At 59.2% G+C, this 20,852-nt stretch carries 19 protein-coding genes; 11 read left to right on the top strand and 8 right to left on the bottom strand.

Features of this window, described 5'->3' with window-relative positions:
- Positions 1-4 precede the first annotated feature (4 nt).
- The 3 genes from FE702_RS10710 to paaZ all read right to left on the bottom strand — a co-directional run bounded on the left by FE702_RS10710 (position 5) and on the right by paaZ (position 3,281).
- A complete protein-coding gene (locus FE702_RS10710) occupies positions 5-337 on the bottom strand; it encodes a DUF2794 domain-containing protein (protein WP_147126296.1) in 333 nt (110 codons plus the stop codon).
- Between the two features lie 207 nt (positions 338-544).
- Positions 545-1,297 (bottom strand): hypothetical protein, encoded by a 753-nt coding sequence (locus FE702_RS10705; protein WP_147126295.1) that lies wholly within the window; start codon positions 1,295-1,297, stop codon positions 545-547.
- Positions 1,287-3,281, bottom strand: coding sequence for a phenylacetic acid degradation bifunctional protein PaaZ (paaZ, locus tag FE702_RS10700; RefSeq protein ID WP_147126294.1), 1,995 nt, complete (start codon positions 3,279-3,281; stop codon positions 1,287-1,289). Before paaZ ends, FE702_RS10705 begins: the two co-directional genes overlap by 11 nt.
- A 97-nt stretch (positions 3,282-3,378) precedes the next feature.
- Between paaZ and paaI the strand changes: the two genes are divergently transcribed.
- The 6 genes from paaI (at position 3,379) to recO (ending at position 9,026) form a co-directional block, all read left to right on the top strand.
- Positions 3,379-3,810: a hydroxyphenylacetyl-CoA thioesterase PaaI gene (gene paaI, locus FE702_RS10695; protein WP_147126293.1), complete on the top strand. Its 432-nt coding sequence runs from the start codon at positions 3,379-3,381 to the stop codon at positions 3,808-3,810.
- Positions 3,807-5,084 (top strand): phenylacetate--CoA ligase PaaK, encoded by a 1,278-nt coding sequence (gene paaK, locus FE702_RS10690; RefSeq protein ID WP_147126292.1) that lies wholly within the window; start codon positions 3,807-3,809, stop codon positions 5,082-5,084. The genes paaI and paaK overlap by 4 nt, the downstream gene beginning before the upstream one ends.
- Before the next feature lie 5 nt (positions 5,085-5,089).
- Entirely contained in the window at positions 5,090-6,802 is a 1,713-nt protein-coding gene (locus FE702_RS10685) for a glycosyl transferase family 90 (protein ID WP_147126291.1), read from the top strand.
- A gap of 73 nt (positions 6,803-6,875) precedes the next feature.
- The gene (gene era / locus FE702_RS10680; RefSeq protein ID WP_147126290.1) at positions 6,876-7,790 is read left to right on the top strand and encodes a GTPase Era; all 915 of its coding nucleotides are present in this window, start codon (positions 6,876-6,878) and stop codon (positions 7,788-7,790) included.
- Positions 7,787-8,116: a DUF1491 family protein gene (locus FE702_RS10675; protein WP_147126289.1), complete on the top strand. Its 330-nt coding sequence runs from the start codon at positions 7,787-7,789 to the stop codon at positions 8,114-8,116. Before era ends, FE702_RS10675 begins: the two co-directional genes overlap by 4 nt.
- A 199-nt stretch (positions 8,117-8,315) precedes the next feature.
- Positions 8,316-9,026, top strand: coding sequence for a DNA repair protein RecO (gene recO, locus FE702_RS10670; RefSeq protein WP_147126818.1), 711 nt, complete (start codon positions 8,316-8,318; stop codon positions 9,024-9,026).
- Here the strand turns inward: recO and FE702_RS10665 are convergent.
- The 3 genes from FE702_RS10665 to FE702_RS10655 form a co-directional block, all read right to left on the bottom strand.
- Positions 9,015-9,407, bottom strand: a complete 393-nt coding sequence (locus FE702_RS10665; RefSeq protein WP_147126288.1) for an META domain-containing protein — start codon at positions 9,405-9,407, stop codon at positions 9,015-9,017. The two genes, recO and FE702_RS10665, sit on opposite strands and share 12 nt — an antisense overlap.
- A 3-nt stretch (positions 9,408-9,410) precedes the next feature.
- Positions 9,411-10,418 (bottom strand): SDR family NAD(P)-dependent oxidoreductase, encoded by a 1,008-nt coding sequence (locus FE702_RS10660; RefSeq protein ID WP_147126287.1) that lies wholly within the window; start codon positions 10,416-10,418, stop codon positions 9,411-9,413.
- A 75-nt stretch (positions 10,419-10,493) separates the two neighbouring features.
- The gene (locus FE702_RS10655; RefSeq protein ID WP_186827057.1) at positions 10,494-11,126 is read right to left on the bottom strand and encodes a Hint domain-containing protein; all 633 of its coding nucleotides are present in this window, start codon (positions 11,124-11,126) and stop codon (positions 10,494-10,496) included.
- 74 nt (positions 11,127-11,200) lie between these two features.
- Between FE702_RS10655 and FE702_RS10650 the strand changes: the two genes are divergently transcribed.
- Positions 11,201-13,276 (top strand): hypothetical protein, encoded by a 2,076-nt coding sequence (locus tag FE702_RS10650; protein ID WP_147126285.1) that lies wholly within the window; start codon positions 11,201-11,203, stop codon positions 13,274-13,276.
- Between the two features lie 65 nt (positions 13,277-13,341).
- Here the strand turns inward: FE702_RS10650 and FE702_RS10645 are convergent, their stop codons facing one another.
- Entirely contained in the window at positions 13,342-15,027 is a 1,686-nt protein-coding gene (locus FE702_RS10645) for an acyl-CoA dehydrogenase family protein (RefSeq protein WP_147126284.1), read from the bottom strand.
- 168 nt (positions 15,028-15,195) lie between these two features.
- Between FE702_RS10645 and FE702_RS10640 the strand changes: the two genes are divergently transcribed.
- Positions 15,196-15,969 carry a sulfite exporter TauE/SafE family protein gene (locus FE702_RS10640; RefSeq protein ID WP_147126283.1) on the top strand — a complete coding sequence of 258 codons (774 nt, stop codon included), beginning with the start codon at positions 15,196-15,198 and terminating at the stop codon, positions 15,967-15,969.
- A gap of 177 nt (positions 15,970-16,146) precedes the next feature.
- Positions 16,147-16,380, top strand: a complete 234-nt coding sequence (locus FE702_RS10635) for a hypothetical protein (RefSeq protein ID WP_147126282.1) — start codon at positions 16,147-16,149, stop codon at positions 16,378-16,380.
- A gap of 73 nt (positions 16,381-16,453) precedes the next feature.
- Here FE702_RS10635 and FE702_RS10630 read toward each other — a convergent pair whose 3' ends face one another.
- Positions 16,454-18,052 (bottom strand): phosphoenolpyruvate carboxykinase, encoded by a 1,599-nt coding sequence (locus FE702_RS10630; RefSeq protein WP_147126281.1) that lies wholly within the window; start codon positions 18,050-18,052, stop codon positions 16,454-16,456.
- A 297-nt stretch (positions 18,053-18,349) separates the two neighbouring features.
- Between FE702_RS10630 and FE702_RS10625 the strand changes: the two genes are divergently transcribed.
- Positions 18,350-19,051 carry a response regulator transcription factor gene (locus FE702_RS10625; RefSeq protein WP_147126280.1) on the top strand — a complete coding sequence of 234 codons (702 nt, stop codon included), beginning with the start codon at positions 18,350-18,352 and terminating at the stop codon, positions 19,049-19,051.
- 43 nt (positions 19,052-19,094) lie between these two features.
- Complete coding sequence (locus FE702_RS10620) at positions 19,095-20,825, top strand: sensor histidine kinase (RefSeq protein WP_147126279.1); 1,731 nt, start codon at positions 19,095-19,097, stop codon at positions 20,823-20,825.
- Positions 20,826-20,852: the final 27 nt, after the last annotated feature.

Genomic DNA, 20,852 nt, shown 5'->3' with positions numbered 1-20,852 from the left:
TGGACTAATCGACCGCGCGGATCAGTTTGCGTTCCAGAACGCGCAGCACCGTTTTCAGGTCATGACCACGTTTCAGCACCTGACCTTCGGCACCGATCACGGCGTACTGACCCTGTCTGTTGCGCAGCTTGGGCCGCTTTTCGATGCGGTAAAGCGGGAACTCTGCCGTCCGCCGAAATACCGAGAACACGGCCACATCGCGCAGGTTCGAAATCCCGTAGTCGCGCCATTCGCCAGCGGCGACCATGCGACCATACAGGGATAGAATCTGGCTGAGTTCAGTGCGGTGGAATGCGACCTGTTCGGGCAGGCGAAACGGCGTGGCTTGCATGTTCATGGCCTCAGAGTTGCGCCGTTTCTTGGGCAAATCAACCCTGCCTCTGGATTGCCGCAAAATCGCCTGTGCTTTTCCCCGCGACGATCATGGAAAAGCCCCGGCGCAGCGCGATCAAGGTCGGGCAAAGCAGGCATCCCGGGGGGCCGCTTCATAGCCCCCACCCAGTGCGGTCAACCGGGGTGTCCTGCCTGCGCAGCGTTCCGTGTGTCAGTGTGTGTCTGGCCGGAATCGGCACGTCGTTGGGGCGTCATCCGCGGTGGATGGCGCCCCTAATCGTGTCAACATCTCTTCCGACTGTGACCAAAGCGCGGTATAGACACGGGCGACATCGGCGCGCAAACCCTCAGACGATCCGGGATCAAAAGCGGCGGGCACTTCCGCGTGGCGCAAACACAGACGTCGCCATCTGTGGATCAACAAAAGCCGCGCCGTCAGCGCGTCGTTGCTCTGGTCGTGGGCCGCAAGATCAGAGGCCATATCCTGCAACGCGCGTTCATGGTCTGGGCGCAAGAGGCGCTGACCAGAACCCTGTAAAGGGCCATCGGCAAAGGTGAGCGCGCGCGCCTGAGGAATGCCGTGGAACACCCAGCCCTCTTTCAGTTGCACAGCGCCCTTTGGAGCCGGTCCAAGGCCCAACCGCCACAGGCGCTGATCCAAAGGTGGAGCGTAGATCAGTTTTGAGGCGGCGTCTGTTTCGCCGAGGGCCTTCGGCGTCAAACGGTAAAGGCTTGTGCGGCCATCACGCGCTGACATCACCCATCCATCCTGTGTCAAACGGCTTAGAGCGGTGCGAAGCGCGCTTTCGCTGATCCCAAGCGGGCGCAGTATGTCGGCCATCACGCCCACCGGCATGCGCCCACCGCGTGGCAAGGCCATGTCGCCCATGATGGTCACGATCAGCGACCAGACCCTTGGGCGACCCTCCGCATGGAAGGCGCTGATCATGGGATCAACCGTCATAGGCCACCATTGTCAGAAGCGTGTAGGTCGCCACCTGCGCATCGTCTTGATTGGTGAGGGTCACATCCCACGCGACCTCGCCATAGGTATCGGTTCGGCGGGTTTTGCGTTTGGCGGTCAGGCGCACTTTGAGCGCGTCGCCGGGGCTGACGGGAGACTGGAAAGACAGTCCCTCAAGCCCGGTATTGGCAAGGACCGGGCCGGGGTCGGGTTGCACGAACAGGCCCGCTGCGAAGCTGAGCAGCAGGTAGCCATGGGCCACGCGACCGGGGAAGAACGGATTGGCCTGTGCGGCGGCTTCGTCCATGTGGGCGTAGAAGGTGTCACCGGTGAAGTGGGCGAAGTGCTCAATGTCTTCGAGGGTGATTTCACGCGTGTCGGTGTGGAGCGTTTCGCCAATCGCGATCTGGTGGAAGGTTCGGCGGAACGGGTGTTTCGGCCCCTTGGTCTCTGGCGCGCCTTTGATCCACTGGCCACTGACCGCGCTGAGAAGGCGGGGCGACCCCTGAACGGCGGTGCGCTGCATGTAGTGCAGGATGCCGCGAACGCCGCCCAATTCTTCGCCTCCGCCCGCGCGGCCGGGGCCACCGTGGGTCATGTGTGGGAGGGGTGATCCGTGACCCGTGGCTTCTGCGGCGCTGTCGCGGTCGTTCATGTAGACACGCCCATGCCATGCGGCGGTGCCGTGGACGACCTGACGTGCGATGGCTGGATCATGGGTGAAGAGCGAGGTGACAAGTGAGCCGCCGCCTCGGTTGGCCAGCGCGATGGCATGACCTGTGTCGCGGTAGGGCAGGATCGTTGCGACGGGGCCAAAGGCCTCTTGTTCATGGATAATGGTCGCGGCGTCTGGATCGGGGCATGTCAGAAGGGTTGGGGCCATGAGGGCGTGATCAGTGTCTGCGCCAGTTAGGACGATCTTTGTTTCGGCCGAAAACGCGTCGAGCTTGGCCAACACATCTGTTTTTTGTTCGGCCGACACAAGCGCGCCCATGCGGGTGACCTCATCGGAGGGATCGCCTGGGGTGATGGATAGCTTTGCCGCCAGCGCCTCGGCTAACGCATCTGCACGATCCGCGGGGACGATCAACCGCCGCATAGCGGTGCATTTCTGACCGGCCTTGGTCGTGATTTCGCGCGCGGCCTCTTTCAGGAAGATATCCCATTCGGGGCTTCCGGCCTCGGCATCCGCGCCAAGGATCGCTGCATTCAGGCTGTCTTGTTCTGCGATGAAGCGGGTGCCTTGGCGCAAAAGGCTCGGAGTGCTGCGCAGTTTGAATGCGGTATCGGCAGAGCCTGTGAAGCTGACCACATCCTGCGGGCCGAGCCGGTCGAGAAGGTCGCCAAAGCGACCCACGACAAGTTGCACCGCGCCGTCAGGCAACAGACCGCTGTCGATGATGATGCGTACGCAGGCTTCGGTCAAATAGCTGGTCTGGGTCGCGGGTTTCACGATGGATGGAACGCCCGCGATCAGCGCCGGGGCGAGCTTTTCGAGCATTCCCCAGATGGGAAAGTTGAAGGCGTTGATCTGAACGGCGACGCCTTGCAGGGGAACGGCGATGTGCTGGCCGACAAAAGTGCCGTTGCGCGATAGCTGTTCGACGATGCCGTCCAGATAGACATCGCCATCGGGCATTTCTCGACGCCCTTTCGAGGCGATGACGAACATCGTCCCGATGCCGCCGTCGATGTCGATCCAGCCGTCCTTACGCGTGGCCCCGGTGAGGGAGTTGAGCGCGTAAAGTTCTTCCTTGCGGCCATCCAGATAGGTCGCCAGTGCTTTCACCATGCGGGCGCGGTCGTGGATATTCATCGCGCGCAGCGCAGCGCCTGCGCCCGAGGCGTGTGACAGCAGCACCTCGGGGTCAACGCTGCCGCCCGCGCGGGCAATCGCGGCCCCGGTCGCGGGGTTCAGAAGGGTGACAGCCTCTGGTCCCGGCGCGATCCACTCACCGCCGACAAAGCTTGCTGGTTCCAGCATGATCCCGTGCCTCCCGAACTTGACCTTTGGTCAGAGCTAGGCCCAACTGCACGCGAAGGTAAAGGGGCGGTGATCCCGGACCGAAGGGGAGGGTGCGTTGACACCGCAGGAACGGGCAGAGCAATCGGCAAAGGCGATGCTGGCGCATGACGGGGCCACAGTCGGCGCGGGGGTGCGGTTTGTGTCCGTTGCAGAAGGCCGGGCCGTGATGCAGATGGCGGTCGAGGATCGGCACCTGAACGGTCACGGAATGTGCCATGGCGGATATATCTTTCTGCTGGCGGATACGGCCTTTGCCGTTGCCTGCAACAGCCGCAATCAGGTGACGGTCGCTCAGGAAAACCAGATCACTTATGTCAGCCCGGGCCAGCCCGGAGAAGTTTTGACGGCGACTGCGCAGGAAGTCGCGCTGAACGGGCGGTCAGGCGTCTATGACGTGACGGTGCGCGGAGCGGATGACCGGGTGGTGGCATTGATGCGCGGTTTGGCGCGGCAGATCAAAGGGCAGCATTTCGAGGAAGACACATGAAGGACCTGACACCGCAAAAGGACAGCCTTGATCCCATCGAAATTGCCAGCCGGGACGAGATTTCGGGGTTGCAGCTTGATCGGATGAAATGGTCGCTGAACCATGCCTATGCCAATGTCCCGCATTACAAGGCCGCCTTTGATGCGGCGGATGTCCATCCGGACGATCTGAAAGACCTGAGCGATCTGGCGAAGTTTCCATTCACCACCAAACAGGACCTGCGCGCGAACTACCCGTTTGGGATGTTCGCCGTGCCGCGTGAACAGGTGCGCCGGGTACATGCGTCCTCTGGCACAACAGGCCAGCCGACGGTCGTTGGTTATACCGAGAAAGACATCGACACATGGGCGACCGTCATGGCGCGATCCCTGCGTGCCTCTGGGACGCGGCCTGGGGATGTGGTGCATGTGGCCTATGGTTATGGCTTGTTTACCGGGGGTCTGGGCGCACATTATGGCGCGGAAAAGCTGGGCTGTACCGTGGTGCCAGTGTCGGGCGGCATGACGCCCCGGCAGGTGAACCTGATCGAGGATTTCGGCGCGACGACGATCATGGTCACGCCGTCTTACGTGCTGTCGATCCTGGATGAATACCGCGCGCAGGGGCGTGATCCACGCGAAAGCAGTCTGCAGGTTGGGATTTTCGGTGCGGAACCTTGGACCAACGCCATGCGGACTGAGATCGAAGAGGCGTTCGATATGCACGCCGTCGATATCTACGGGCTGTCCGAAATCATCGGACCGGGCGTAGCGAATGAATGTGTGGAAACCAAAGATGGGCTGCACATTTGGGAGGATCACTTCTATCCAGAGGTCATCAACCCAGAGACGGGAGAACCCGTGGCCGATGGTGAACTGGGTGAACTGGTCTTTACCTCGCTCACCAAAGAGGCGTTCCCGATCATCCGATACCGCACGCGCGACCTGACCCGCCTTTTGCCCGGCACGGCGAGGTCGATGCGCCGGATGGAAAAGATCACGGGGCGCAGTGACGACATGATCATTCTGCGGGGCGTCAATGTCTTTCCCACGCAGATCGAAGAGGCCTTGATGGCCACGCCGGGCCTGGCCCCGCATTTCCAGATCGAGCTGACCCGCGAGGGTCGCATGGATGCCATGACCGTGCATGTTGAAGGCACCCCAGAGGCTGGCCCGCAACTGGTCAAGCGGATCAAGGAGACCGTCGGTATCAGCACCAACGTTGTGGTCGAGCCGGATGGCGGCGTCGCGCGGTCACAGGGCAAAGCTGTGCGCATCATCGACAACCGGGGCTGACCACGTTGGACGGGCCGCGCATCTTTGCGATCGGGTTTGACTGCTGTGGTGGTGGCCAGATCGGCCACTATTTCCGCACCGGCGGTTTTGAGGTGGCCGATGGCACCAAAGAGCCGTTGGCAGAGGCCTTGTTGCGCGCCCGTGCCAGCAACGTCACCCCGTTGCGGCAATGGGCGGATGCTCGGGTTTTTGTCGAATTGTGGGATTACAAGCGTCCAGCCTTGCCTCTTCTGCAGGGGTTCAAAGCCTTCGCCTATCTGGCTGAGCATTTCGAGGACGCGATTTTCCTTTTGAATACGCGGCACCGCGACACGTGGCTGGCCAATCGCAAGAACTCGGACGATCACGCCATTTTGCACCAACACGTGCGGGATACCTTGCACACGCGGCAGGAAATGCCGGGGGTATGGGCGGATGACTGGGATGCACATCATGCCGACGTGCGCGCGTTTTTTGGAGGCTCGGACCGGCTGATCGAATTGCAGATGGATGCGGATTGGCAGGTGCAGCTTTTCACGACTTTGGGGGATCGGTTGGCTTTGCCGGACCCTGACCCTGACGCGTCCCTGTTTCGTCGAGACGCTCCGCCTGCGCCGCAGCGCATGACGACGAATATGGCCCCGAGGCTGATTGAACTGTCCGAAGGCATCGCCGCCCATTGTCTTGGGCAGCGGACCACCGGTCCCGTATCTGATTGGCAGCCACAGAAAACAAACCAACTCGCCACGTTCGACGGGCATCACAAGGTGACGTGGCACAGTGGTGAGCCTTTGCCCGTAATCCGAGCGGGTGAGAACCTGAGCGATGGTTTCCTGCCCACGGACAAGACCGACCCGCCAGTTCAACGTGCGATGGGGGTCCTGAATGACCTGCGTACCGTTTGGAATGAGGGTACGCCGATCCGCTGCGATATGCTCGATGCGCGAGGTTACGGGCGGCAAGCGGACAACCCGCCGATGCCGGTTTTCGTCTATAACCGCCGACCGCAGGCCCGGAACTGTGTCTTGTGGCCTCTGGTTGGGTATCATTCGATGTATCGTCCCCATTTTGTGTCAACCGAGCCTGCGGACGACATCCCGTTCGAGGACAAGGAGGACGTCTGTGTCTGGCGCGGGAATCTGAGCGGCGGCACGGTGTCGGCGCTGAACCCTGAGCGGCTGAAATACGGGGGCAGTATCGGATTGATGAACCGCTATGCAGAGGCCAGCGACGAAGAGAAATCTGGACTCTTGGCGCGGTTGGACACACTGACGCGGTATCACTTGACGCGACGGTTGCAGGGTGTTCCCGGGTTCGATTTCGCGATGGTGCTGGGACCCAAACGACGCATGCTAAGAAAGGACCCGGCATGGGCTGGTTTGATATCAGACCCGAAGCCCGTGACATGGTTTCACCGCTACAAATACGTTGCGAGCCTTTCAGGGTTTGACACTGGGTCCAATTTCCTGATGGCGGTGAATTCGAACAGTCTGGTCTTCAAGGAGAAGGAAGACTGGGAACTGTTCTATTCCCACCTCTACAAACCGTGGGAGCATTACGTTCCGATCTCGCCCGGTGGGCGCAATCTGGAAGAGCGGATCGACTGGGCGCGCGCCAATCCAAAGCGGGCGTTGGAGATTACCCAGAATGCGCGGCGCGTCTCGGCTGACGTGGCGCGGATCACCGTGCGTCGGGCATTTCAGCGCATGGTGGCCGAAGAGGTCATGGCGTGGACATAGCTGGACCTGTGCGGGCCGAAGGCGTATGACGCGTGCCTGACGACGATTTAGTCTATCTCAAGGTATCCCCGATTTGACCCAATCCGAAAACACACGCGCCGGTTTCGTGGCCCTGATCGGCGAACCCAATGCTGGAAAGTCGACCCTGCTGAACTGGATGGTTGGCGCGAAGGTGTCGATTGTCACGCATAAGGTGCAGACGACGCGCGCGCGCATTCGCGGAGTGGCACTTGAGGATGACAGCCAGATCGTGTTCATTGATACGCCCGGTCTGTTTCAGCCTCGCCGTCGGTTGGACCGCGCGATGGTTGCTGCGGCGTGGGGTGGGGCGGCGGATGCCGACATCACCGTCCTGCTGATCGAGGCGCACCGTGGCGTGACCAAGGGCGTGGAGCGCATTCTGGAGACGTTGGAAGAACACCCCGGCCGGATCGCGCTGGCGATCAACAAGATCGACCGTGTCGAGGCACCCGACCTGCTGGCCCTGACCGAGGACATGAACAGCCGTCGAGATTTTGAACAGACCTTCCTGATCTCGGCAGAGAAAGGGCATGGATGCGCGGATCTGAAGACATGGTTGGCTGCGCAGATGCCGGAGAGCCCATGGCTATATCCCGAAGACCAGATCGCTGACCTCCCGCTGCGCATGATCGCCGCCGAGATGACACGCGAGAAGCTGACCCTGCGTCTGCATCAGGAACTGCCCTATCAGCTCACTGTCGAGACCGAGAAATGGGAAGAGCGCAAGGATGGCTCGGCCCGGATCGACCAGATGATCTATGTGAGCCGGGACGGCCACAAGGGCATCGTGCTGGGCAATAAGGGTGAAACAGTCAAAGCCGTGGGCAAGGCCGCACGGATGGAACTGGAAGAGTTTCTGGGTCGGCGTGTTCACCTGTTCTTGCAAGTCAAAGTGCGGCCCAACTGGCTCGAAGAGCGGGAACGCTACGACGAGATGGGGCTGGATTTCCGCGACGGGAATTCATGAGGCTCACGTCTGATGTTTGGGTGTCGGCCTATCTGACTCGGCTGCGGCTGATGGATATTCCAGCGTTTGTCGTGGCCAAAGGCGATGCAACGGCAGGCGCGGTTCTGGTCAAGGTCAGTACGCTGGATGGACAGGCCTGTTGTTACCAGCGGACGTTTGATTTCATGGCGGATAAGCGGACATGGGTGGTTTTGGCCGAAGGCTCGGATCGTGATGTCGAGGATGCTTTGTCCCGGCAGAAGGCCTCAGACCCTGATCTTTGGGTGATCGAGGTTGAGGATAAGGCCGGGCGGCATTTGCTGGATGAGCCGGGGCTGGATGGGTAGCCTCAAGAGAAGTGTAGCCGGGTGGGCGTCGGGCCGCGGCGCGGCGATGCAACGCTTGTTCGGTGCGCTTTATGTTAGCCAAATTGCCTCTGAATTCTCCAAACGCCTCGTGGTCAGCCAATCGCCGGGCCGTGGGGGCGGCCCGACGATCACCCGGCGGCCTTCGGCCTTGATTCCGGGTGGGGGTGCCTAACCAATGATCGAATGGACCGACACCGGCGTTCTTCTGACCTCGCGCGCTCACGGCGAACATGCTGCCATCATCGACGTGCTCACGCCAACCCATGGCCGGGCTGCGGGCGTGGTACGCGGCGGGCGGAGTCGCAAGATGACGCCGCACCTACAGCCGGGAACGCAACTCGACGTCACATGGAAAGCGCGGCTTGAGGATCATCTGGGCAGCTTCACCGTCGAACCTGTGCGCGCTCGTGCGGCGGTGATCATGGGCGACCGCAAAGCTTTGGCCGGGATGCAGGCGGTCACGGCACTGACCTCGGTCTTGCTGCCCGAGCGCGAGGCCATGCCGGATGTCTATGAGCGCACCGTGACGCTACTCGACCTGATGGCGGTGACGGACGCGTGGCCACTGGCCTACCTGCGCTGGGAACTGGGGCTGCTGGAGGCGCTGGGCTATGGGCTGGACCTGAGCCGCTGCGCCGTGACAGGGGCGACTGAGGGCCTGAACTATGTGTCGCCGAAATCGGGGCGGGCCGTCTCGACCGGCGGGGCCGGGGAATGGGCGCCCAAGCTATTGCCTCTGCCACCCGTGCTGTTGCCCGGAAACGAAGGTGATGACGGTGACATCGCGCAGGCCATGGGCACAACCGGGTTCTTTCTGAGCAAAGCCGCAGGCGATGGCCGCGACCTGCCAGAGGCGCGGCGCAGGTTGCGCGATGTGTTAGCCGTCTGACTCGCTGTCCGGCATCCGGGCAAAGATCATTTTCTCACCTGCATCATTCGACAGGATCAGAACGTCGCCTGACACCTCGGCCAAGGTCATGGCGGCCAGTTTAGCCAAATACGTCGCTTCCTCGGAGAGGTTGGGGCAGGCCATCTTGGTCGAGGCGATTGGCCCCAGTTCGAACCAAGGGTATGGCGCGGATTGCGTGGCAAAGTAACGGTTGCACGGACCTTGCCCCGCGACCTGCCCCGGTCCGGGGAAGGCCAAAGTGACCTGCGCCGTCTCAGATCCTTCATAGCGCCATTCGCTGCCGACCCCTGCAAAGCCAGAGATCGTCTCATCGCTGGCGCAGCCGACCAGCAGCAGTAAAACACCGAGGGCGCGGATCATGGGCTATCCTTTCGCGTCGATGAACGCGGCGCTTTTGAGTACCGCTTCTTTGGCGGGGATGTAGCGCATACCAGTCAAGGTCATGGTTTCAGATACATCTGTGGGGGCGCGAAAACCAATCTGTGGCAGCACTGTCTTCAGGTCCTTGTCAAAGAGCGCCAGCACCCGCAACAGCCACTTCGGGGCGGTGGCTGTCTTGATCTTGCGGTTGGGATAGGCGTCGGCCAACACCTGAGCCATTTGTGGGAATGTCCATTCATCGACGGTGGCCAGCAGGCGGTGACCGGCGGTCTCCGGCGTTTCAAGCGCGGCCACATGCAGGGCGCTGACATCTTCGATATCGATGATTGGCAAGGCAAGGTCCGGTTGCATCGGGTCTTTTGCAGACAGGATCCGTTCCACCACACCAAGCGAGGTGCCGTAATGCTGGTCCATCGGCGTGCCGAGCACGAGGCCCGGATGCACGGTGGTCAGCGTCATGTCGGGGTGGTCGTTGATGAAGTCCCAAGCAGCCTTTTCGGCCAGCGTCTTGGATTTCACATAGGCGGTTGCAGCCGGGTGATGAATGTCCGTCCAGTCAGCAGCCGTGTATTGGTGACCCGCAGGACGGTCGACATACATGACCGCGACCATGGATGAGGTCAGCACCACGCGATTGACGCCTGCACTCTGCGCCGCCTTGAGCGCGCGCATCGTGCCGTCGACCGCCGGGCGGATGATGTCATTTTCGTCCTTTGGTTGCGCTAGCGGAAACGGCGAGGCAGTGTGGACCAACGCGTCGATCCCGGTCATGGCATCGGCCCAGCCTGCGTCTTTGGTCAAGTCAAGCTCGACAAAGCTCAGGTTCGTCACGTCCCCGCCTTGGGCGGTTATCGCTTCTTTCACTTCCTCCGCGCGTTTCAGGGACCGAAGCGATCCACGGACATGGTAGCCTTCGGCCAACAGGTCAAAGGCAATGCGTTTGGCAATGAAACCGGTGATGCCGGTCAGAAGGACAGTTTGGCTGGGCATATCAATCTCATGTTAGACGCTCTAACATTCAGATAGGTACAACCGGCGCGATGTAAACCTCTGCTCAGACGAAACCTAGCTGTCGATCTTGTCCGAGATCAGGGCACGATCCTTGTCGATCAGCTTTTCGATCAATGTGCGGGCCTGTTTGTTGTCGGCGATCGGATAGCAGGCCGCCCCGTGAGACGCCCCGTTCAGATGGTCAAACATGGTGACTACCTTGTCCGGTTCCGCCGAGTGACCGACAAACATGGTATCAACGAGCAACCCTTCGGCCAGGATCATCGCGTGGCGGTCGACCAGCATATGGTAATAGGTCATGCCGCCATCCGGCACGACGCGTTCAATGCCCTTCTTGCCGTCCATCGCCGAGATCGGCAGCAACAAGGCATCACCGGGCACGACCCGCGTCACCATACGGCCTTGTGCAAGGACGTGGATATCGCCCGACATAAGAATGGGACGACGCGGCACCGCAGGCCCCAGCGCAAGCGCCGGAACGCGAAAGGGTTGCAAATCTGGGTTGGCGTTCAACTCATCTTCGCTGAAATGATGGCTATGCAGATGGAGCAAAGGCGCGCGTGAACCGTCGCGGAACTCAAGCTCTTCTCCGACTTCCAATTGATCAATCGGACGCATCCCAAGGGCTGTTTGAACAAATGTGCCGGGTCCAAATCCTGTGGCCTGCCAATCGTTGGAATTTGACATTTGGCTCCCTCTAGAGTTGCATTTCCCTGCGGAAATTTCGTGCCGTGTGCCCAACATTAGATTGGACAATTCTTATGAGATTTATTTTCGACCCTATAGGTGCCCTGCACAACAGAAAAGCCAAACTCGAAACTCGGAGGACGCTTGACCGCGCCTTGGCGTTGGGGAGCGAGCGTATCGGGGACCTCGTGATCCTTCTGCGTTCTAGATCGCACGCGGCCCGTCGTTCAGCTCGATGGAACTTTGTTGGGCTGGTCTTGACGGTCGCGGTCGGGATTGCGTTCTACCTCGGACTGCCGTTCTTGCGATCCTATTCGGACGGACAGCGTGTCGCCGCAGTGGCCGAAAGCAAGTCTATCACAGATCGCTTCAACTCGGCCGCGGCATCTGTTTTGGAGAAGCGCGACGCACTGACAGACGTCATTTCAACGCTTCCCGACTTTGCAGAGCAGATTGAACTCAATCTGCGGACTATTCGCGGCTTTCTGCTAGAGGACGACAACCTCTATTTCTTCGGTCAGGGTGACACGATCTTTCGGGTCAATTCCCAGTCTGAACTAGCAGCGGCCAACTTCGAAGACCGGGTATCTGACGCGCGTGTTGACGGACTTGACAGTATCTTCGGTATTGTGCCGATTGATGATATTTCAGGCGTCGACAGCTCCGACTGTTGTTTTGTTTTCGGTATCAAAGATGAGAATCTGGCTTCGGTAACGGTCGACGAAATCGATTTCCTTCCTATCGAAACCGAAATCGAAATTACCGGCAGCGATATTAAAGAACCACTGGGGCACGTCGTCATAGGCTCAAGGGTGTTCATTTATGACAGGGATGGTCTTGTCACGTCCTTGGATATTGCCGCTGCAAACCCAGCTGACACAGTTCAGAACACCAATTTCGACCTGTCTGAGGATCAAAAGCTTTGGAACATTGTTGAGCGCCCTGATCAGTTTGTCGCCTTGGGCAAAGAGACGCTGTTTGAGATAAGCAAATCGGATTTCACGGCCCGTTCTGAACCGCAGCTGGTCCTTGGACAACCACGCGCAGTACTTGAAGCTTGGAAGTTGACCGGAGATTATTTCAATAATCTCATAGACTATCAGGGCCAGATCTATGCAACAACGGATCAGGGAATCTTGGTGCCAATTGTTGAAGAAACGGCAGAGGATAACTCTGCCCAATTGGTTCTTGGGAGGACCGTCAGACAGATCAGAACCGAAAACCTAGACGGGGAGGAAGCGGCCATACCCATAGAGGATGTTATCCAAAGGGATGGGGCAATGCTTTTCACCGGCGGGAATGGTACCTATCAGGAAAGCTCGACAGACACCGAAAAACGTCTGCGCCTACAACAAATGCCAGGTCCTTTCTCGGATGGGGATACATTCATCCGATTTAACGATGAACTCTTCGTAGTCGAAGCACGCTCCAGAGGGGCGAACCTGTTGCGCATCAGCGGCGACGCCCGAGAGCGGGCTGTGCAGCGCCTTGGCCAAGCCAACTACACGCCATTTGACTGGGATCAGGCCGGAGCGTTTGCTGGCTATCAACAGGTTGCGGAACGTATCGAAACAGTTCTGGAAACACTGAACGGGGCCTCGTTCGAACCTTTGGAAGACGCCATTAAAGCGGTGAGTTCCGCCATCGCTCAGAACGCTAATGATGTCGACGACTGGGCGAACAGCTTGGCACGCAACCAAGGTGTGATTGAGGACTACAAGAACTCACCGCTCCGGTTCTTTGAAATCTCAAGCGCAGTTTCCGACATGGAGACCTTTTTCGAAGTCTGCCAGAAGTCCGACTTGAGAGAAGATGTCGACTGCCTTGCAGCATGGGAGAAAAGTATTGGTTCCACCCAGCAGCAATGGTGGATTGCCTTGGCAGAAAAACTTCCGCCCGGAGTCTTGCTGTTGTTCTTCCTCGCATTGTTGGCCGGTGCCTATCGCTACAATGTACGTTTGGCGAGTTTTTACTCTTCGCGTGCAGATGTTCTGGAGGCGTTGACCTTGTCTGACGAGAAGAAGGCTGAAGTCTTCGGACAGCTTACGGAAATGCTGAGTGCGGATCGTGTAGAGTTTGGTGTCCGCTCTAATCCTACGGATCAGGCCGTCAAACTCGCCACCGCTGCCTTGAGCGGCAAAGCAACCTGATGGTCCCAAAATAGGAAAGGCCCCGATCCGGGGATCAGGGCCTTTAAGCAGTCTTTTGGGCGCGCTTACGCCATCAGGCGGCGGGCGATGACCTGTGCCTGAATTTCGGCGGCACCTTCAAAGATGTTCAGGATACGCGCGTCGCACAGGATGCGGCTGATTTTGTACTCAAGGGCGAAGCCGTTGCCGCCATGGATTTGCAGCGAGTTGTCGGCTGCGGACCATGCCACGCGGGCGCCCAGCAGTTTCGCCATGCCGGCCTCGAGGTCACAGCGGCGACCGTTGTCCTTCTCGAAGGCCGAGAAGTAGGTCAGCTGGCGTGCCACCATGATTTCCACGGCCATCATCGCCAGCTTGTTGGCGACGCGTGGGAAGTGAATGATCTCTTTGCCGAAGGCTTTGCGGTCGAGGGCGTATTTCATGCCTTCGTCCAGTGCCGATTGCGCCACGCCGATGGCGCGGGCGGCTGTCTGGATGCGCGCGGATTCGAAGGTTTCCATGAGCTGTTTGAAGCCTTTGCCTTCTTCGCCGCCCAAGAGGTTCTCACCCTTAACTTTGAAATCGTCAAAGTTCAGCGTGTATTCCTTCATGCCGCGATAGCCGAGAACCTCGATCTCACCGCCCGAGATGCCCGGATCCTGCCATGGCTCTTCATCGGTGCCGGGGGTCTTCTCGGCGAGGAACATCGACAGACCTTTGTAGTCGGTCGTGTCAGGCACCGTGCGGGCCAGAACAGTCATAACATGGGTGCGCGCGGCGTGCGTGATCCATGTCTTGTTGCCGTTGACGATCCAGTCGCCGTTGTCGTCCTTTTTCGCGCGGGTTTTCAGCGCGCCAAGGTCGGAGCCTGTGTTTGGCTCGGTGAAGACTGCTGTCGGCAGGATCTCACCGGAGGCCAGACCCGGCAGCCATTTTTCCTTTTGCTCGTCCGTGCCGCCGCAGATGATCAGTTCTGCGGCGATTTCCGAGCGGGTGCCGAGCGAACCGACACCGATGTAGCCGCGCGACAGCTCTTCTGAGACAACGCACATGGAGGCCTTGGACAGGCCGAAACCGCCAAATTCCTCTGGGATGGTCAGCCCGAACACGCCCATTTCGGCCAGTTCGTCGATGGTTTCCATCGGGATCAGCTCGTCCTTGAGGTGCCATTCGTGTGCATACGGCTCGACCTTGTCGACGCTGTAGCGGCGGAATTGCTCGCGGATCATTTCCAGTTCGTCGTCGAGGCCCGAGACACCGACGGTCAGCTCGGCTGCGCGTTCTTCCATCAACTCGACCAGACGCACGCGAGCGGCCTGAGAGTTACCAGCGTTGCACAGTTCGGCGACGGCTGGGGCCATCAGGGCGCGCATATCGTCCTGTGTCAGGCCCATGTCCTGAAGCCGCACGACCTCACCTTGGTTCATCTGGATGCCGCCGTAGATCTGCCAGAGATACTCACCAAAGGCGATCTGATGGATCAGCTGTTCAACTTCGCCAAACTTGCCTTCGCCGTTCAGCTTTTCAGCCCAAGCCTGCATCTGGCGTAGAGACTCATTGTAGGTGGCGAGCCATGCAAGGCCGTGAGCTGCAGTCTGGTTGGCATCAACGAGACCGGTCGACACCCGACCGTCTTTCGACACCATATCGCGCACGGCTGCGGTTGCCTTTTCGGTGATCTCGGCCACTGGCCCCAACGCCTGAGACGTCAGCGAGAGCAGGTTCGGAAGAACCGTGGTCGTCATTGGAAAGTCTTGTCCGTCATGGGCCATGAATCATGTCCTTTCTTGATTTCCGTCTGACCTAGTTTGTTTGCAGGTGCAGCGCAACAAAAATACTGAATAAACATTGAAAACGAATGAAAATGTCGCAATGGAATTTCCTCGCCCTATGTTTGCCCGACCTCTGGCTTCTGCAGGTGCAAACAGGCAGTTAGGGGCATGGACCTAGGCGTATTATCAGAGTTTCCAATCGCAGTTCTGGTCGGGGCCTTTCTGGTCGCCGGGCTGGCGGGGTTGGTTAAGGGCATTGTGGGCTTTGCCCTGCCGTTGATTATGGTGTCGGGGCTTTCGTCGATCATGGAGCCCCGGCTGGCCCTTGCTGGTCTTTTGGTGCCGGTGATCTTTACCAACGCTCTGCAAACGCTTCGGCAGGGGTTGGGGCCGGCATGGGCCGCAATCAAGGAATTCTGGCGGTATTTGGCCATCGTGTCGATTGCCATCTTAGTCGCGGCACAAGGCGCGGCTCTGATTCCCGATCGGGTGTTCTATTTTGTGCTGGGCGTGCCGGTGGTGGTGCTGTCTCTGATCCAACTGTTTGGCGTGCAGGTGCGAATCCCTGAAAACCGGCGGCGCTTGGCAGAGTGGGTGATCGGGCTGATCTCGGGCGTTTTGGGTGGGTTCGCAGGCACGTGGGGGCCGACCACGGTCTTGTACCTGCTGGCTATTGAGGTGCCCAAGCACAAGCAGATGGTTGTGCAGGGTGTGATCTACGGCGTTGGGTCGGTGATGCTGGTCCTTGCACACCTGCAAAGCGGCATCCTCAACGCACAGACCGCGCCGTTTTCATCGACGCTGCTCATCCCGGCACTGATCGGGCTGTGGATTGGGTTCCGTGTGCAGGACCGTATGGATCAAGCACGGTTCAAGAAAATCACACTGGTGGTGCTGACCGTGGCGGGGCTGAACCTGCTGCGAAAAGGGATGTTTGGGTAAAGCCTCATTTGGCATGCTCGTACAGCGGTTGTCACATAGCCGTTACATTCCCAGCCTAATCAAACAGTGACATGAACGCTCGACTGAACAGCTTCATATGACGCGCGGGGGGACCATAAAACGCCCCCGCCTCACGTCAGCGCCGTGTCATTTCCGACAATTGAATAAGGATAACCTATGCTGAGCCTTAGCTCGGAGACTGGGTCAGGTGTAGCCCCATGGGAATGGGCGCTGATGGCCGTGTTCATGGTGTTTGGTTGGTACCGCAACAAGGTCCGTCGTGACAGCCTGCACCAACGCGAAGACGGGGTGTATGTCTGGGTCGAATGGCACGGAGGGGAACGGACGTCCATCTGTGATCCCACAGAAGAGTGGGACAGCGAGGGAGATGGCGGGGATGGAGGCGACTAGCCGTTTCCGCCTCTAGTCTAATGCAAAACGCCCGCACAAGGGCAGGCGCTTCACAAACTCAATCAGATCAGCCTTAGCCGATTGCGGCGGCTTTCACGTCGTCGTCAATATACGGCACGTATTGTTCGAAGTTGTCCGAGAACATTCCGACCAGCTTTTCTGCGGCTGCGTCATAGGCTGACGTGTCGCTCCATGTGCGGCGCGGTGTCAGCAGCAGGTCTGCGACGCCAGGGACGCTAACAGGGACTTCGAAGCCAAAGTTTTCATCCTTGCGGAACTGGCCATTGTTCAGGGTGCCGTCGAGCGCTGCGGACAGCAGGGCGCGTGTCGCGCGGATTGGCATACGTGAGCCTTCGCCGTAGGCGCCGCCGGTCCAACCGGTGTTCACCAGCCAGCAGGTCGCGCCGTGCTTGGCGATCTTTTCACGCAGCAGATTCCCGTACACCTCAGGGCGGCGTGGCATGAACGGCGCGCCGAAGCAGGTCGAGAAAGTTGGCTGTGGCTCGGTCACGCCACGCTCGGTTCCGGCCACCTTGGCGGTGAAGCCGGACAGAAAGTGGTACATGGCCTGAGCCGGTGTCAGGCGCGCAATTGGAGGCAGCACGCCGAACGCATCACAGGTCAGCATGATGATATTCTTGGGGTGGCCACCCAGCGCGGTCGAGGAGGCGTTCGAGATGTAGTCCAGCGGGTAGGCGCAACGCATATTCGCCGTCAGGCTGTCATCCTCGAAGTCGAGTTCCTTGGTGTCTTTATCGTACACCATGTTCTCGATCACGGTCGCGAACTTCTTGGTCGTCGCGTAGATCTCTGGCTCGGCTTCGGCGCTCAGGTTGATGGTCTTGGCGTAGCAGCCGCCTTCGAAGTTGAAGGTGCCGCGGTCGCTCCAGCCGTGCTCGTCGTCGCCGATCAGTACGCGCGCGGGGTCGGCGGACAGCGTGGTCTTGCCCGTGCCTGACAGGCCAAAGAAGACGGCCGTGTCGACTGGATTGCCGGGCGCGTGGTTGGCTGAACAGTGCATCGGCATGATGCCCTTTTCAGGCAGCAGATAGTTCAGCAGGGTGAAAACCGATTTCTTGTTTTCGCCCGCGTATTCCGTGCCACCGATCAAGATCATTTTGCGATCAAAGTTCATGGCGACCACGGTTTCGGAGCGACAGTTGTGACGCTCTGGGTCTGCCTTGAACGATGGGCAGTTGATGACGGTCCAGTCAGGTGTGAAGTCCTGCAATTCCTCTGCATCGGGGCGGCGCAGCATGTGGCGGATGAACAGCGAATGCCATGCCAGCTCGGTCACCATGCGCACGTCCAGTCGGTGTGCCGGATCGGCCCCGCCAAAAAGATCCTGAACAAAGTAATCTTTGCCCTGCATATGGGCGGTCATGTCGTCGTAGAGCGCATCAAAGCCCTCGGTCGACATCGCGGCGTTTTGATCCCACCAAATGTGCTCTGCAACGCTGTCTGTTTTGACGACGTGCTTGTCCTTGGGCGAACGGCCTGTGAATTTGCCGGTCGACACCAGCATGGTGCCGCCTTGGCCCAGTTCGCCTTCGCCGCGTTTCAGGGCGACTTCGACGAGCGAGGGTTCGATCAAGTTATAATAGACCTGGCCCAGCCCCGTGATGCCTTGGTCATCGAGGGTGAAGTTCGGATTGACGCGTCCGACGGTCATAGCGCTAGGCTCCATAGTGGTCTGTTGTCTGGCTGCTATAACATGGCGTTTTTAAACAAAAACAGGTCGCGAGGGTATGTTTGCGCAACCAGCGTCGGTTTAGCGCAACCAGCTACGTCCATCGGCAACGAGTGGCTCATATGTGCGGCAATTAAGTCAGCCTTAGCAACTTTTCGGGCCTTTTGGCCTGAGTGAACACGCCCGATTCGCATTGCCAGTTGATTTTTTGCCTCAGAGGCCGATGATGGCGGAAAAAAGGCAGGCAATAACAACGAGCAGTATGAAAGGCATATCCAAATGTCGAAAATTGCACTTGTGGACGACGACAGGAATATCCTGACGTCCGTCGCAATGACTCTTGAAGCAGAGGGCTTTGAGGTCGAAACCTACAATGATGGACAGCAGGCGCTGGATGCGTTCAGCAAAGGCATGCCCGATCTGGGTGTCTTTGACATCAAGATGCCACGCATGGACGGGATGGACCTGTTGCAGCGTGTGCGCCAGAAATCCTCGGTTCCGGTCATTTTTCTGACCTCCAAGGATGACGAGATTGACGAAGTGCTCGGCCTGCGCATGGGCGCGGACGACTATGTCAAGAAACCGTTTTCGCAGCGTCTGTTGGTCGAACGTATCCGTGCGCTTCTGCGCCGTCAGGATGCGATCAGCGGTGAGGTTGCTCCGGAGACCGAAGACACCAAAGTCCTCGTCCGCGGCGAACTGACGATGGACCCGCTGCGCCATTCGGTGTCGTGGAAGGGGCGCGACGTTTCGCTGACCGTGACCGAATTCCTCCTTTTGCAGGCGCTTGCGCAGCGTCCGGGCTTTGTGAAGTCCCGCGATCAGTTGATGGACGTGGCCTATGATGATCAGGTCTATGTCGACGACCGCACCATCGACAGCCACATCAAACGTCTGCGCAAAAAGATGCGCAGTGTTGATGATGACTTTTCGGCTATCGAAACGCTGTACGGGATCGGGTACAGGTACAACGAAGAATAACTGGTAGAAACTTTGGATTGAAACGGGGGCCGCAACCAGGTCCATGACCGCCGCATCCGAAATTGACGTGCGCGACCTGAAAAGCGTTCGGGAGGCTGATGTCCTCCTGGGCGACGATTGGGTTGCGCCCGATGCTACCGTTGAAAAAGAACTTCAGGCCCGGCGCGAGCGCCGGTCCATGATCGCGCTGAACCGGTCACCGCTCGCGCGAAAAATCATTACCTTCAATCTGTTGGCGCTTGTCATCCTGGTTGCCGGGGTGCTGTATCTAAACCCGTCGCGCGATAGCCTGGCGTTCCAGCGGGCCAATGGACTGGTTAGCGAAGCAGAGCTGATCGCGGACGTGTTCGAGGCGGGATTGCCGGTTTCATCGCCGGTCAACTTCGCCACCGGAGACGGCATCATCATTGAAGAAACGCTCGATGGTTTGGACCTGCGCGGTGGGATCGATGTGTTCGTCTTTGACACCACCGAAGCCTTGATCGCCCAAAGCGAGGGCCAGGGACGCGCCTCAACCGTTACTGTCGAGGGGTTGAGCAAGGAAATCCGCTCCACGGTAATCACGAATTTCCTGAACTCTTTGTGGGAGGCGATGTCCGGCATCCTGTCGCCCACTGACCCTGCGCCGGCGCTGGTTGCGCCGGTTGATCAGGTCAAGGCGCTGCTGCCCGAGACACTGTCTGGCACGACCCGGGCAGAAACCGGATTTGATGCCGACGGCGCCACGGTCTTTTCCGTTGCCACACCAATCAAACAAGACGGCACTGTCGTAGGCGCAGTGGCGCTCGTTTCGGCGTCCGGGGAAATCGACCTTTTGGTCCGACAGGAGCGCGAACAGGTGCTGCAGATGTTCGTCATCGCCTTGTTGGTGTCGATCGGGCTCAGCCTTGTTCTTGCGTCGACAATTGCCAATCCCCTGTCCGACCTCGCGGCGGCGGCAGAGGTGGGCAGAGACAAGAACGCGCGTAAAATGTCGCCTAGCCGAGTGCGCATCCCTGACCTGACGGCCCGCCCCGATGAGATTGGCCGTCTGTCCGGTGCCCTGCGCGGTATGGTGTCTGCGCTATACGACCGGATTGATGGCAACGAACAATTCGCCGCTGACGTGGCCCATGAGATCAAGAACCCACTGGCGTCTCTTCGATCAGCCGTAGGCACGATGCGCATTGCCAAACGTGAAGATCAGATCAACACGCTGCTGAATGTGATCGATCAGGACGTGAACCGCCTTGATCGATTGGTGAGCGATATTTCCAACGCGTCACGTCTGGACAGCGAACTGGTCAAGGAAGAGGAAGAGCCGTTCGACCTGCTCAAGATGCTGGGCAACCTGAACCAGTATCTGGGACAGGAAGCCGAGAGCAAAGGCGTCGACTTCATTTCTGACTTGCCAGAGGGACAATTGGTGCTGATGGGCCTTGAGGCGCGGCTGGCACAGGTCTTTGTGAATTTGATCACCAACGCGATCAGCTTTTGCGAAGACGGCGATGCGATCCGCGTCTGGGCGCGCAAGCGCGAAAACCGTGTGCTGGTCGTTGTCGAAGACACCGGCCCCGGCATCCCTGACGGTGCGTTGACCAAGATCTTCAAACGATTCTACTCCCAACGGCCCGAAGGCCAGTTCGGCAACAACTCTGGCCTCGGCCTCGCGATTTCCAAGCAAATCGTTGAGGCGCATGGCGGTGTCATCTGGGCCGAGAATATCCGCCCGACCGATGCCGATGTGACGTCTGAACCGCTTGGCGCGCGGTTTGTTGTTGGTCTGCCTGTCTAGGCAACCGGGCCGGGGGATATGACGCGC

It is taken from the genome of Shimia ponticola (assembly GCF_007995215.1).
Lineage (GTDB): Bacteria > Pseudomonadota > Alphaproteobacteria > Rhodobacterales > Rhodobacteraceae > Shimia_B > Shimia_B ponticola.
Note: the sequence above shows the minus strand (reverse complement) of the source record. Positions and strands in the feature narration are given on the sequence as shown.

What these genes read in the sequence shown, in the direction of transcription:
- FE702_RS10710 (WP_147126296.1), bottom strand. Translation starts at nt 337, where the DNA reads ATGAACATGCAAGCCACGCCGTTTCGCCTGCCCGAACAGGTCGCATTC.
- FE702_RS10705 (WP_147126295.1), bottom strand. Translation starts at nt 1,297, where the DNA reads ATGACGGTTGATCCCATGATCAGCGCCTTCCATGCGGAGGGTCGCCCA.
- paaZ (WP_147126294.1), bottom strand. Translation starts at nt 3,281, where the DNA reads ATGCTGGAACCAGCAAGCTTTGTCGGCGGTGAGTGGATCGCGCCGGGA.
- paaK (WP_147126292.1), top strand. Translation starts at nt 3,807, where the DNA reads ATGAAGGACCTGACACCGCAAAAGGACAGCCTTGATCCCATCGAAATT.
- FE702_RS10675 (WP_147126289.1), top strand. Translation starts at nt 7,787, where the DNA reads ATGAGGCTCACGTCTGATGTTTGGGTGTCGGCCTATCTGACTCGGCTG.
- FE702_RS10665 (WP_147126288.1), bottom strand. Translation starts at nt 9,407, where the DNA reads ATGATCCGCGCCCTCGGTGTTTTACTGCTGCTGGTCGGCTGCGCCAGC.
- FE702_RS10660 (WP_147126287.1), bottom strand. Translation starts at nt 10,418, where the DNA reads ATGCCCAGCCAAACTGTCCTTCTGACCGGCATCACCGGTTTCATTGCC.
- FE702_RS10655 (WP_186827057.1), bottom strand. Translation starts at nt 11,126, where the DNA reads ATGTCAAATTCCAACGATTGGCAGGCCACAGGATTTGGACCCGGCACA.
- FE702_RS10650 (WP_147126285.1), top strand. Translation starts at nt 11,201, where the DNA reads ATGAGATTTATTTTCGACCCTATAGGTGCCCTGCACAACAGAAAAGCC.
- FE702_RS10645 (WP_147126284.1), bottom strand. Translation starts at nt 15,027, where the DNA reads ATGGCCCATGACGGACAAGACTTTCCAATGACGACCACGGTTCTTCCG.
- FE702_RS10640 (WP_147126283.1), top strand. Translation starts at nt 15,196, where the DNA reads ATGGACCTAGGCGTATTATCAGAGTTTCCAATCGCAGTTCTGGTCGGG.
- FE702_RS10635 (WP_147126282.1), top strand. Translation starts at nt 16,147, where the DNA reads ATGCTGAGCCTTAGCTCGGAGACTGGGTCAGGTGTAGCCCCATGGGAA.
- FE702_RS10630 (WP_147126281.1), bottom strand. Translation starts at nt 18,052, where the DNA reads ATGACCGTCGGACGCGTCAATCCGAACTTCACCCTCGATGACCAAGGC.
- FE702_RS10625 (WP_147126280.1), top strand. Translation starts at nt 18,350, where the DNA reads ATGTCGAAAATTGCACTTGTGGACGACGACAGGAATATCCTGACGTCC.
- FE702_RS10620 (WP_147126279.1), top strand. Translation starts at nt 19,095, where the DNA reads ATGACCGCCGCATCCGAAATTGACGTGCGCGACCTGAAAAGCGTTCGG.